Source organism: Streptomyces sp. NPDC037242 (assembly GCF_055604165.1).
Genome location: NZ_JBVJUY010000006.1, coordinates 205,956 through 218,429, shown reverse-complemented (window position 1 = coordinate 218,429; position 12,474 = coordinate 205,956). Strand labels below are relative to the sequence as shown.

12 protein-coding genes are annotated in these 12,474 nt (G+C 72.0%); 6 read left to right on the top strand and 6 right to left on the bottom strand.

The window, feature by feature from the left end; all coding sequences use genetic code 11:
- Window positions 1–19 precede the first annotated feature (19 nt).
- Window positions 20–1,519, top strand: coding sequence for a cellulose binding domain-containing protein (locus ACZ7GJ_RS10390; protein ID WP_470750730.1), 1,500 nt, complete (start codon window positions 20–22; stop codon window positions 1,517–1,519).
- Between the two features lie 79 nt (window positions 1,520–1,598).
- On the opposite strand, the gene ACZ7GJ_RS10385 is transcribed toward ACZ7GJ_RS10390, so the two are convergent.
- Window positions 1,599–2,948, bottom strand: a complete 1,350-nt coding sequence (locus ACZ7GJ_RS10385) for a (2,3-dihydroxybenzoyl)adenylate synthase (RefSeq protein WP_470750729.1) — start codon at window positions 2,946–2,948, stop codon at window positions 1,599–1,601.
- 238 nt (window positions 2,949–3,186) lie between these two features.
- On the opposite strand from ACZ7GJ_RS10385, the gene ACZ7GJ_RS10380 reads away from it, so the two are divergent.
- Together ACZ7GJ_RS10380 and ACZ7GJ_RS10375 are read left to right on the top strand one after the other, a co-directional pair.
- Entirely contained in the window at window positions 3,187–4,338 is a 1,152-nt protein-coding gene (locus tag ACZ7GJ_RS10380) for a 3-oxoacyl-[acyl-carrier-protein] synthase III C-terminal domain-containing protein (protein ID WP_470750728.1), read from the top strand.
- A gap of 108 nt (window positions 4,339–4,446) precedes the next feature.
- Window positions 4,447–5,634, top strand: a complete 1,188-nt coding sequence (locus ACZ7GJ_RS10375) for a serine hydrolase domain-containing protein (RefSeq protein WP_470750727.1) — start codon at window positions 4,447–4,449, stop codon at window positions 5,632–5,634.
- Window positions 5,635–5,690: 56 nt separating this feature from the next.
- Here ACZ7GJ_RS10375 and ACZ7GJ_RS10370 read toward each other — a convergent pair whose 3' ends face one another.
- On the bottom strand, window positions 5,691–6,242 hold the full coding sequence (locus tag ACZ7GJ_RS10370) for a hypothetical protein (RefSeq protein WP_470750726.1): 552 nt from the start codon (window positions 6,240–6,242) through the stop codon (window positions 5,691–5,693).
- Window positions 6,243–6,551: 309 nt separating this feature from the next.
- On the opposite strand from ACZ7GJ_RS10370, the gene ACZ7GJ_RS10365 reads away from it, so the two are divergent.
- Together ACZ7GJ_RS10365 and ACZ7GJ_RS10360 are read left to right on the top strand one after the other, a co-directional pair.
- Window positions 6,552–7,565, top strand: a complete 1,014-nt coding sequence (locus ACZ7GJ_RS10365; RefSeq protein WP_470750725.1) for an ArsR/SmtB family transcription factor — start codon at window positions 6,552–6,554, stop codon at window positions 7,563–7,565.
- A gap of 142 nt (window positions 7,566–7,707) precedes the next feature.
- Entirely contained in the window at window positions 7,708–7,938 is a 231-nt protein-coding gene (locus ACZ7GJ_RS10360) for a hypothetical protein (protein ID WP_470750724.1), read from the top strand.
- A gap of 39 nt (window positions 7,939–7,977) precedes the next feature.
- Here the strand turns inward: ACZ7GJ_RS10360 and ACZ7GJ_RS10355 are convergent, their stop codons facing one another.
- Window positions 7,978–8,418, bottom strand: coding sequence for a nuclear transport factor 2 family protein (locus ACZ7GJ_RS10355; RefSeq protein ID WP_470750723.1), 441 nt, complete (start codon window positions 8,416–8,418; stop codon window positions 7,978–7,980).
- 122 nt (window positions 8,419–8,540) lie between these two features.
- Between ACZ7GJ_RS10355 and ACZ7GJ_RS10350 the strand changes: the two genes are divergently transcribed.
- The gene (locus ACZ7GJ_RS10350) at window positions 8,541–9,113 is read left to right on the top strand and encodes a TetR/AcrR family transcriptional regulator (RefSeq protein ID WP_470750722.1); all 573 of its coding nucleotides are present in this window, start codon (window positions 8,541–8,543) and stop codon (window positions 9,111–9,113) included.
- Window positions 9,114–9,189: 76 nt separating this feature from the next.
- Here ACZ7GJ_RS10350 and ACZ7GJ_RS10345 read toward each other — a convergent pair whose 3' ends face one another.
- From ACZ7GJ_RS10345 to ACZ7GJ_RS10335, 3 genes are all read right to left on the bottom strand, one after another.
- Window positions 9,190–10,101, bottom strand: coding sequence for a S41 family peptidase (locus ACZ7GJ_RS10345; protein WP_470750721.1), 912 nt, complete (start codon window positions 10,099–10,101; stop codon window positions 9,190–9,192).
- A 69-nt stretch (window positions 10,102–10,170) separates the two neighbouring features.
- A complete protein-coding gene (locus ACZ7GJ_RS10340) occupies window positions 10,171–10,629 on the bottom strand; it encodes a hypothetical protein (protein ID WP_470750720.1) in 459 nt (152 codons plus the stop codon).
- A 68-nt stretch (window positions 10,630–10,697) separates the two neighbouring features.
- Window positions 10,698–11,921: a phage baseplate protein gene (locus ACZ7GJ_RS10335; protein WP_470750719.1), complete on the bottom strand. Its 1,224-nt coding sequence runs from the start codon at window positions 11,919–11,921 to the stop codon at window positions 10,698–10,700.
- Window positions 11,922–12,474: the final 553 nt, after the last annotated feature.

Below are 12,474 nucleotides of genomic sequence, written 5' to 3'. Positions count from 1 at the left end.
ATGCAGAGGCAGGCACGCGATGGGCAGCACGACCGGTCACCGGCGCAAGGCGAGTACGAAGGCGAAGGCCGCGGGCGGGCTCGTGGTGGCGGCGGTGATCGCCGGCACGGCCCTCGCCTTCACCGGCGCCGCGCAGGCCACCTCCGTCGGAGCGGTGTACACCAAGGCCAGCTCCTGGTCTGGCGGCTACACCGGCCAGTACGTGATCACCAACAACACCGCGCAGACACAGACGGGTTGGACCCTGGAGTTCGACCTGCCGGCGGGCACGGAGATCGACTCCCTGTGGAACGGCACCCACACGGCCGACGGCCGGCACGTCACCGTCAAGCCGGCGGAGTGGAACAAGGAACTGGCGCCCGGGGCCTCGGTCACGGTCGGCTTCGTCGCGAGCGGCACCGGCAGCCCCGGCGATCCGACGGCATGCCTCATCAACGGGGCCAAGTGCTCGGTGGACCAGGGCGCGACTCCCCCGCCCGGCGGCCGCCCCACCGCCACCCCGACCGCCGCGCCCGGTACGAGCGCTCCCGCGACGTCCTCGCCCACCGCGCAGCCGACCCGAACCGCATCACCGTCGGCTTCGGCGACGACTACGGTTTCGCCCGCGCCTCCCACCGCTCCGGCGGGCGCCGCGCGCTTCGCCCCGTACGTGGACACCTCGCTGTACCCCGCGTACGACCTGGTCGACACCGCGGACAAGACCGGCGTGAAGGAGTTCCACCTCGCCTTCATCACCTCCGGCGGCGGCTGCACCCCGATGTGGGGCGGCGTCACCGACCTCGCGAGCGACAAGGTCGCCTCGCAGATCGGGGCCCTTCGGGCCAAGGGCGGCGACGTACGGGTCTCCTTCGGCGGGGCCGCGGGGCACGAGCTGGCCCTCAACTGTGCGAACGCGGACCAACTGGCCGCCGCGTACGGCAAGGTCGTCGACCAGTACCGGCTCACCAAGGTCGACTTCGACATCGAGGGGGCGGCGCTGCCCGACACCGCGGCCAACACCCGCCGCGCGCAGGCCATAGCGGCGCTGCAGAAGTCGCACCCGGGCCTGGACGTGGCGTTCACCCTCCCGGTGATGCCCGAGGGTCTCACCCAGCCGGGCGTGGCCCTGCTGGCCGACGCGAAGCGGGCGGGGGTGCGGGTGGACGGCGTCAACATCATGGCGATGGACTACGGGCCCGCGTACAGCGGCGACATGGGCCAGTACGCCATCCAGGCGGCGACCGCCACGCAGGCACAGATCAAGGGGGTGCTCGGGCTCTCCGACGCGGCCGCCTGGAAGGCACTCGTCGTCACACCGATGATCGGCGTGAACGACGTCGTGAGCGAGATCTTCACCGTCGCCGACGCGTCCCAGCTCGTGGACTTCTCGAAGTCCAAAGGGATCGGCCGCCTGGCGATGTGGTCCGGCGCCCGTGACCGGCAGTGCCCGGCGGGCGCGGTGAACTACGCCGACGCGACGTGCAGTTCCGTACTCCAGCAGCCCCTGGCCTTCACCAAGGCGTTCGCCGCCCTCCGCTAGGGAGTGTCGTCAACGTGGCGTCGGCCGCCCGAAGGGCGGGGCAGGCCCCGCCGGCCAGAAGGGACTTTGACGACACGACCTAGCCGACGGGGCCGGTCACCGCCAGGCTGCCGTCGGGGGTGCGGTGCGCGCGGGCGCCCGTACGGAAGTGGCCCTCGGCGGTGAAGGAGCGTGCGTTGTGGCCGGGTGCCCGGTAGTAGCCGCGTACGGTGTGCGGACCGCGGGCGAGAAGTTCGCCGGCCTCCCCGTCGGGCACGTCCTTTCCGTCGGGGCCGATGATGCGGAACTCGTCGTCGGGCGAGAGCGGGCGGCCCTGCGTGGTGAGCACGGTCTCGTCCGGATCGGCGGGCCGGGTGAGGGTGAGCGGCCCCTCGGCCATGGCGAAGACCTGTTGCAGGCGACCTCCCAGTTCGGGCCCGATCCGTTCGGCGGTCGCCCTGTCCAGGGGCGCACCGCCGCCGATCTGCACGAGGCGCAGACTGGTCAAGTCGGCCTGGGACCCGGGAAGTGCGTCGAGCCAGAGCCGGGCGACGGCGGGCACCACCGAGGTGATGGTGACCCGCTCGCGCCCGATGGCCGCCAGGCATGCGGCGGGTCCCGGGTCCTCGGCCAGGACGACGGTGCCGCCCACGGAGAGGGTGCCGAGGATGCCGGGGCAGCCGAAGGTGAGGTTGGATTCGGCGGGCAGCGCGGCGAGATAGACGTCGTTCTCGGTGAGGGACACCAGCTCGGCGGCGGCCCGCGCCTGGTGGACGTAGTCGTTGTGGGTGCGCGGCACGAGCCTGGGACCCTCGGCGGCGTCGCCGGAGAGCAGGAAGAACGCCACCTGGTCGGCGCTCTGCGCGAGCGGCCGCTCGGGCGGGGCGTCGACGGAGCCCAACGGCCAGTGGTGGCAGCCCGACGGGTCGATCGTGAAGCCGCCGTACGGGGATGAGGTGCCCGGCGGCTCGTAGGTGAACACCTGCCGCAGGAAGGGCCCCCCGGCCGCGATGTCCGTGGCCATCGCCGTGTGGTCGAAGCCCTGGTACACGGAGGGGCCGACGTAGCCGACGGCCTGGGTGATCCGTACGAGTTCTGCCACCTCGGACGTGCGGTGCGAGACCGGGCAGAACACCGGGACCACGCCTGCGCGCATCAGCGCGAACGCGGTGATGACGAACTCGGGGACGTTCGGGAGCTGGAGGACGACGCGCTGTCCGGGCCGCAGGCCGCGAAGCCGGATCCCGGCGGCCGTGCGGTCCGCGCGCCGGTTCAGGGCCGCGTACGTGATGCGGGTGTCGCCGTGGACGAGGGCGGTCCGCGGTCCGTACTGCTGGGCCCAGCCCCGCAGCAGGTTGTCCAGGGTGTTGCCGCGCCAGTGTCCGGCCGACCAGTAGCGGTCGACGAACTCGTCGGGCCAGGGCGTGCAGCCGTCGAGCATGGGTGTCATTCGCTTCCTCCGGCCGCCGTGTGATCTTGGCAAGCCAATCCGCCGAGACCCCCATGTGCAATGTGTCTTCCCGACCATGGACGCCGAGTTCCCTCAGCAGAAAGCCCAATGGGCATCGCTGACCAGGGGAAACGGCCGGAGGTCTTGGCCCGGGGCACCTCAGCGGACATGATCCGTACTACCGGCCCTGGCCCCGGCCACCCGCTCCCGGCCACCCCGACGACGAAAGGTCACCGCGATGCCCCCTTCGGCCCCCGTCCCTTTCCCCTACGCCATCACCGGCGCCCACACCGAACTCGGCCCGGTCGTCACCATGGACGAATGGGCCAAGCGCGCCCGCGTCCCCCACCGCCACGATCCCGACGGCCACCTGGACGGCCCGGAGATCACCCGGCTCCTCGGTGTCGAGGGCAAGAGCTGGGGGCCGGAGCGGTTCGCCTCCCTCGACACGGTGGCCGGTGCGGCCCGCACGGCGCTCCTCGGCTCCGGAACCCGGTCGAGCGAGGTCGACGCCGTCATCGTCGTCACGTGCACCCCCTACCAGATCCTGATGGACCAGGACGCCTTCGCCCTGATGCGCGTCTTAGGCATACCGGACCACGTGCTGCCGCTCCAGCTCGGGGCCGGCTGCGGGGGCCTGGCCCGGGCCGCGGCGCTCGTCGCGCGGCTGGGCGCCGAGCGCGCCCTGGTCATCTCCTACAACATCGCGAGCCGCATCGTCGGCTTCGACGAGGACGGCGCCCTCCCGAAGGCCTACCGGGACAACTCCGTCCACCCGTACGGCAAGGGCGTGTGGGCCAGCCCCGCCCTCTTCTCCGACGCCGCGGCGGCGGTCGTCCTGGAACGCGACGAGGACGCCGCGGGCGTGCTGCTGTACTCGCGCGACAGTCAGTCCTTCGACGACGGTCCGGGAGTCACCGACCCGCTGATCCACATCCTGGGCGGCGGCAACGACCGTGCCGTGGGCCTCCCCGGCTCCGCGGAACTGACGTGCTTCGGCATGAACGCCCCCGAGATCACCCGCTATTACAGCCGGGGCATGACCCTCAACCACCGGGCCCTGAACGAGGCGCGCCCCGGTTACCTCGACGATGTGGCCCGCTTCTACACCCACCAGGCCAACCCCACCCTGGTCGACGCCTTCATCCAGGAGATGGGCCTGTCCCCGCAGACGGCACCGAGCAACGTCCGGCAACTGGGCAACACCGTCTCGCCCTCCACCCTGGCCCTGCTGCACGCCGACCACGCCGCCGGCAACCTCGCCTACGGCGACCGCGTCTGCTTCTCGGTCGTCGGAGCCGGACCCGAACGCGGTACGTTCATCGCCCCCGTACGCATCCCCGCCCTCTCCCGGCGCGCGGAGCCCCGGCGGCAGGGTGCCGGGGGCTAGCCCCACCTGGATCCGGCGGGTAGCACGATCGTTGCGGGCGGCCGTGTCCGGACAAGCTGGGACCGGCACAAACCACTGGTTTCCCAACGATTCTGCAGGAGTTGACTCGTGCGTCAGCAGACAGAGCGCAGGTTCCGTTCTTCCGGGCGGCAGGGCGTGCGGCGCGGTCGCAGAGCGGTGTCGGCCGCGGCTGCCGTGGTGGCCGTCGGCCTCGCCGCGGTGGGCGCCCTGGCTCCGCCGGCGGCGTCGGCGGCCGTCGGGCCGGACCCCGTCCGGCAGGGCCTGACTGCGCTGGTGGACACCGATGGCCTGCCGGCCGCACTGGCGAGCGTCAAGGGCCCTGATGGACGTACCCGCAACTACACCGCGGGGGTGGGCGACCTGGCCACGGGGTCGAAGGTGCCGACCGACGGTCAAGTGCGGATCGGGAGCAACACCAAGACGTTCACCGCGGTGGTCGTGCTGCAACTGGTCGCCGAAGGCAGGCTCAGCCTCGACGCCAAGGTCGACCACTACCTGCCGGGCCTCGTCCGCGGGGAGGGGATCGACGGAAACCGCATCAGCCTCCGCGAACTCCTCCAGCACACCAGCGGACTTCCCGATTACGAAGACCTCGTCACCGAGGACATGCTCCGGCAGCGGTACTTCGAACCCCGCGACCTCCTGGACATCGCCTTCCAGCGCAAGGCCGTCTTCGAGCCCGGCAAGAAGTGGGCGTACAGCAACACGAACTACGTGGTGGCCGGACTGATCGTGCAGAAGGTCACCGGCCGGCCCCTCGGCGAGGAGGTGGACCGGCGCGTCATCAAGCGCATCGGCCTGCGCCACACCTATTTCCCCACCCCCGGTGACATGACCATCCGGGAACGCCACCCGCGGGGCTACCACCGGGACGCGGCGGGCGCGCCGCTGCGCGACGTCACGGAGATCGACCCGTCCGCGGGCTGGGCGGCGGGTCAGATGATCTCCACCAACTCCGACCTCAACCGCTTCTTCACCGCGCTGCTGGCCGGCGATCTCCTCCCCCCGGCCCAGCTCGCCGAGATGCGCACCACCGTCCCCATCGGGGACTCCGGCGCCGGCTACGGACTGGGGCTCATGAGCCGGCCGCTGTCGTGCGGCGGCGTCTACTGGGGCCACGGCGGTGACATCACCGGATACGAGACCCGGGGCGGGGTCACCGACGACGGCCACGCCGTCAACATCGCGGTGACGAGCATCCCGGTCGGCGGGGCGGCCACGAAGCGGCTGGACGGCGTCGTGGACACGGCGCTGTGCAGGAGCCGGGCCGAGTAGCCGACGCGGGCCGGGGCTCGCCAGCCCCGGCCCGCGTCCACGGTGTCGGCGCCGGTCTACGGGCAGAGCCGGTTCGGGGTCGGGGTGCACTCGGGGTCCCCGGGGTCGCCGGGGCCCGTTCCGGGGTGGACGTTGGACCACCACAGCGGGGTCGAGCCGTAGTACACCACCAAGTTCCCGGAGTTCTGGATGGCCAGGTGGGCACCCGGGTGGTAGTGCGTGCCGCTCCACCACACCGGGCGCATGGCGGCGTCGTAGACCACCAGGTTGCCATCCGCCTGCATGTAGAGCGTGTTGCCGACGCCGTAGGTGCCGCGGGCCGTCCAGACGGCCGCGCCGTCGTGGTAGAGGACGGCGTGGCCGTCGGTCTGCATGGCGAGCATCGTCCGGCCGTCGGGCGAGTACCAGGCCTGGCCCCGCGTCAGTTCGCTGGTGCCGCGGATGATCGTCTCGCCGGTGTCGGCGGTGGTGCTCGCGGCGGAGGCCGGCGTGTGCGGGCCCGACGCGGCCGGACCGGCGTGTGCGGGTCCGGCCAGCAGGCCGACGGCCGCGAGCACCGCGCCGAAGGCGACACCTGCGCGCGGGACGAACGGGCGTAAGGACTTCATGACGGCGTCTCTTCTCATCTCGTCTAGGTGCGGCGTGCGGCGTGCGGTCGGCCGAGGCCGTGGCGTTCCCCCCTGCTCCCCCGTTCCAACGACCTCGGCCGGCCCAGTGTCACCGTGCGCGGAGGTGGTGGACAACGCCCTTCGACGTATCCCGAATCCGGACAGAACTCCGCGCCACGCGCAGCGTCCCGGCCAGATACGGGCTCGGCACCGCGGCCCCGGCAAGGCGGCGACTAGCGTGCTCCCGAGACCTGACACCCTGTCCGATCGCCGTACCGCCGGCGCGCGGCCGACCCTGGAGAAGAGACGGTGCTGCGCGTCCACTTCGCCCCCGACGACCTCGCACGCGTACGCATCGCCCGGTCCCCGGACCCGCTCGCGGAAACGATCCTGAGCCTGCCCGTACTCCAGGGCGGCGGGCCACACGGGGTCGCGCTGGCGGGCTGGCGCGCGCGGACGCGCGCAAGCCTTCGGCCCTCGATGCGGCCGTTGCTCGAACTGGCCCCCGCCGGGGCCGGGGAGTACGTACCGGAGGTGTTCACCCACGCCGCGACCGCCACGCTCCCGGACAGCCTGGACCACACCTGGTCGCTGCCGCGTCGGCAGTGGACGGCCGACTTCCTCGCCACCGAGCACTTGCGTCCGCACGCCCCGCGCTGGATCCACGCGCTCCACCACGGTGACCGGGAGTGGGGCGCTCTCGTCCGCAACGCCCTGCTCAAGTACCACGCCGTGGCCGTGGCCCCCTGCTGGGCCCAGATCCTGGCGGCCGCGCACGCCGATCGGACGCGGCGTGCGCTGGCCACGGCCGACTCGGGGGTCGACGGGCTCCTCGCCACCCTGCATCCCGAGGTGCGCTGGGCCTCGCCCGTGCTGCACGTCCCGTGCGACAACGACGCCGACCTGCGGCTCGCGGGACGCGGCCTCCTCCTCGTCCCGACGTTCTTCTGGCCCAAGCCCCTGGCCCTGCTCGACAACGCGGATCCCGGCCGGCCGCTGGTGCTCCGCTACCCGATCGCGCTCGACCTCGCCGACTACGCCTCGGTCTGGGCGGCGGCGCCTACGTCGCGCGCGCCGTCCGGCCCGGGCGGCGCCCTGGCCGCGCTGCTGGGCGCCACCCGCGCACGGGTCCTGCGGGCCGTCGAGACCCCGGCGAGCACGGGCGAGTTGGCCCGGCGCACCGGCACGTCCCCCGCGACCGCCAGCCACCACGCCACCGTGCTGCGCACCGCGGGCCTGCTGACGACGGAGCGAGAGGGCAGCGGGGTCCGCCACGCCCTCACCCCGCTGGGACGGGTGCTCCTGGGCGCAGCGGCAAGGTAAGCGCCTGCGCGAAAGGCGGTCGCGGAGGCGTGCGAGCGTGTGTGATCGTTCGGTCCATGGGCAACTCGAGGGCATATGCCGTTCTGCGGACCACCGACGCGGCCACCGTTTCGTAGCTGCCCTCGGCGGGGGCACGGCCGCCATGGACTGGCACGGCAGGTGGCCGGACGAGCTGGAGGCGGGCCGCTACGGGTCACCGAAGTACGACGGGGTGCAAGTCGTGTTCCACCGCGACAACGCCCAGTGGGACCACTGGGCCGAGCACCACACCGTCTTCGTCCACGTGGGCAGGGTCGGAGACCTGCCCCGGGCCCGGGAGCTCGCCGCGCACATCGGCGGCGAGGTCCTGGGCGAACCGCAGATCGGGTGGTGAGGCGCCGGACGGGGAGGCCGACGGGGAGCCGGACGGGTGCTACTCGGCTTCCAGTGCAGCCACCAGCTGGGGCAGGGCTCCGCCGGCCACGATGAGGGCGAGGTGGTCGTGGTAGTCGCGGCTGCTGACGATCAGGCCGTCGCGGACCCGCAGTACCTGGATGTTGGCGGCTTCGAAGGTCCGCCCGGTCGACCGGTGGAGCACGTGGTAGTCGAACTCGGCGATGACCACCTCCTCGTCGTCGGTTTCCCGGACCACCACGTTCGCCGGGGTCAGTTCCACGGGCGAACTCGTGGCGACCAGGGCGAACCGCTCCCTGAGTGCGGCCCGGCCCTCGATCCGGCGCGGACCGACCGGTTCGAAGACGGTCTCGACGACGGCGTCCTCGGCGTAGAGGTCGGCGAGCTCCGTGAACCGCCCCTTGCCGATGCCCTCGATGAGCTTCTGGAAGACCTCGCGCGGTGACAGCGTTTCGGGCATGACCAACCTCCAGTGGGATCCGGCGGATAGAATCGGACCAGGGACTCCGTTTAACGATACGGACTGGCAACTCCGGTTGTCCACAGGGTGGTTCGGCCATCGACGGCGAAAGGCGGAAAAGGATGGGTGGCGCTGGGGAGCGCCCGCTGCGGGCGGACGCGGCCCGCAACCGGGCCAGGCTGCTGGATGTCGCCACGGAGGTGTTCACCAGCCGTGGCGTCGGCGTGCCGACCGAGGAGATCGCCCGGACCGCCGGGGTCGGAGTCGGCACGCTCTTCCGGCACTTCCCGACCAAGGAAGCCCTGCTGGAGGCGGTGATGGTGCGCCGACTGGAGGAAATGGCGGCCCGTACGGCGCAGTTGGCCGCCGAGGCGGGTCCCGCCGAGGCCTTCTTCGCCTGCTTCCGCCTGGTGGTGGAGCAGTCGGAGGGGAAGAACGAGTTCGCCCAGGCCCTCGCCGCCGCCGGGGTGGACGTGCACGCGTCCTTGCAGGGGCCGGCCCTGGAGATCCAGGACCGGCTGGCCGGTCTGCTGTCCGGGGCCCAACGGGCCGGGGCGGTACGCCCGGAGCTGGGCCTGGCGGAGTTCATCGCCCTTCTCGCCGGTACCGGCCGGGCGTTGGAACAGCTCGGAACGGATCCGGCGCCCCGGGAGCGGATCTTCGAGGTGGTCTTCGACGGCCTGCGGCCGCGCTGACCCCGTCCGTTCAGGCAGCTGAACGGACGAGGTCCGGGGCAGTTCTACGGGTGTCCTGCGGGGGCTCTTCGCCGCCTCAGCGGGACTCCGCGTCCTCCCGGTGCACCTGGCTCAGCGCTGCCTTCAGGGCCTCTTCGAGCGCCTGATCGGCCGCTACCGGGACGTCCGGAACCACGCCCACGCCCTCCCAGTTGGTACCGGTGACGGTGTTGATGGAACGCGCCGCCGGCACGGTGACGAGGACGTGCTCGGCGACCGCGTGGCGGGCCGTCGGATGGGCACCGCCCCGCGTCGTCTCACCGACGGCGACGGCCCGGCCGTGCGCCTGCAAGGTGTACGCCACGTCCTCCCCGCCGGAGAAGGTGTCCCCGCTCGTGAGCACGTAGACCGGGCGGTCCGTGTAGCGCGGCGCGGGAAGGTGCCCGGCCGTCCAGTACTGGCGGGTCGTGTCCGACTTCCGGTCGTAGATGTCGTTCAGGTGCACCTGGTCGTCGCCGAAGAAGTAGCTGCACCACATCGCCGCCCCCTCCGGCGACCCGCCGCGGCACGCCCGCAGGTCCAGGACGAGCGCGGAGGTGTGCGCGACCAGTTGCATGGCCGCGCCGATCGCGGTCGCGCCCTCGACGGCGGTCGCGATGCGCCGGACGTCGATGAGCCCGACGTTCCCTTCCAGCCGCTCGACGCGGTGGATCCCCTGCCCCTCCGCCCTGAGCAGCGCGAGGAACGCGGCCTCCCCGCCGTCGTCCTCCACCGGCTCCAGCGACTGCGGCTCCTGCGACCAGAGCAGCCGCAAGTGCTTGTCCGGGCACGCCTCCTGGAGGTCCGCCGTCACCGTCTCGCAGAGCTGCCGGTCGTCCAGGCCCTCGTACGCACCCTCCGCGAGGCGGCCCCGTAGGGCGGCCTCGATGACAGCGACCTTCTCGGGGAAGACGTAACCCGCACGGATCCGGCCCAGGGCCTGCTCAACTATTTGTTCGTTTGTCAGCATGGCTGATCATGCTAGGGGGTCGACACCCTGATGACCAGCAAGTTTTCCCGGGGTCGCACCCGGTCCGGCTCAGCGCCAGATCGCCTGGAAGGAGTCGAGCTGGACCCAGGTGATCGGGTTGCCCGCGTTGCCGCCGTAGACCGACACCGCGCCGGACGTATTGACTTCCAGGCGGCAGGCGTTGATCCCCTGGCTGTTGTTGCGCGGGACGGCGGCGCGCACGTACCAGGTGGGCACGAGGCCGTTCGGGAGCGTACCGATCTTCGCGTCGGCGGTGAGGTTGCAGGTCACGGCGCCGCGCGCCTGCAGGAAGACGGTACCGGCGATGGTGATCAGACGGACCTGCGGGGTCAAGCCCGCCTGCACGGTGACGCCGGGGTCGAGCACGATGTCCGCCCAGGGCTGTACCTCCACGCCGCCCGCGCTCTCCGCAGCGGCGGCCGGGGCCGAGGTGAGGAGGTTGCCGGCGGCCAGCGCGGCGGGGAGGGTGAGGGCGGCACCGAGAATGCTGCGGCGGTTGCGGGACATGGCGGGAGCGTCTCCTTGACGGGGTGAAGGGGGCCGGGGGAAGGGGGAAGGAAGGGCGAGGGAGCCGGTCAGCGCCAGATCGCGCTGAAGCTGTCCAACTGGGCCCAGGTGATGGCGTTCGTGCTGCGGCCGCCGTAGAGCCAGAGTTCGCGGCTCGTATTGGCCTCGACCCTTGCCACGCAGTAGCCGCCGTTGTTGTTGCGCGGCACGTTCGCGCGGACCACCATGCTCGGTGCCAGTGCGTCGGGCAGGGTGCCGAGCTTGGCGTCAGCCGTGAAGGTTCCCTGGACCCCGCCGCTGAGCTGCAGCGTCGTCGCACCCCCGATGCTGATCAGGCGGCCGCGCGGGGCGTTGCCGTCCACGGCCACCCCGCTCGCGAGCTGGATCGGCTGCCAGTCGGTGAGCACCTTGACGCCATCTTCCTCCGGCGCCGCGGACAGCGACAGGATGGTGCACGTACGCGGAGCCGGATCCTCGCAGGCGAAGCCGAAGTGGAGGTGCGGTACGCCGCCGCGCACCGATACGGCCATGCCCTCCGGCTCCCGGTACTCCAGACCGGGCCCAGCCGTGACCAACCGCTGGTCGAGGACGGTGCCGGTAGGCCACTCGACCGAGGTCAGGTAGGTGTTGCCGGGCGCCGGATTGCCCGTGGCCGTGGCCTCTCCGGCCAGCATGTAGACGACCCCGCCGACGGCGGCGTATCCCTGGAAGACGCCCTTGGGGTCGGGCTGCGACATCCGGGCGAGCGGCTCCCACACCCCGGTGGCGGCCTTGGCCAGGTCGTACGCCTCGAATTTCATGCCCCCGCTCTTGAACCGGACGATGAGCCGGTTCGTCGTGGGGTCGATGGTGCACGTGACGTTGGTGGCACCGGCCACGGGCGTGTACGGCGCGGCGTGCAGCGGGGATCCGTAGTCGAGCACGGAGCCGTCGCGGAACTCGAAGTGCGTGACGGCCGTGCCGTATCCGTCGTTCTCGTCGCCGGTGGGGACGGAGGCGGTCTCCGTCCACAGGCGGGAGACGCCGGAGCGGTGCTCCACCCCCATGGATACGCCGTGGCCGAAGCCCCGCAGCTCCATGGACCCGGTGATGCCGCCCGCCCCGTTGAGGCGCGTGACCGTCAGATCGCCGCGGCCGGCGCCGCCCGGGAACACCTGGAGGACGAAGATCTCGCCGGTGACCGGGTCGATGCCGAAGGACTGCATGACGGTGGAGTTCTTCAACGGCCGCCGGTGGAGCAGTTTGCCCACCGGACCGGCGATGTCTATCTGCCCCTCAACACTGATTGCCAACGCTGCGCCCCTGTTGTCCGAAAACGGAGCCCTCGGCTCCGACCGGCGGCCAGTGTGGCATGCCGCGCGTACGTGACGGCAACTGCCCCAAGGAGTGGGCCAGGGCGTAACCCCGTCCGGGGTGAATCGTTTCTCTCTACGTCGCAGATATACAGACCCGCGTCCCCCGCGGCATCCGCGACTCGAGGGCCCGGGAGACCCATCACTCCCCGGGTCCTCGAACACCCCGGTCGGCGGGGCCGGACGCCTGGTTGGGCCCGCCCGGCCCTCGCCTCGACCGGCGTCAGGGCGTGGCCGTCGGCGGGGACTCCGACGTCCTTGGCCGGGGCGCCGCGCCCGTACGGCGCCAGCTTCACGGCGCAGCTCGACGAGGTGGCCAACTCGACGTACTTGCTGCCGAAGCTCTTCGCCACGGCCAGGCCCCGGTCCACGTAGGACCGCTTGCTCGCGGCCATGTCCGCGACTCCCAGCACTAGGTCCGGGACACCGTGAGCCCCAGGGCGAACCCGCGGAACCCGGCCGTGGGTTCTCCGAGGCCCGCAGGCGCACCTGG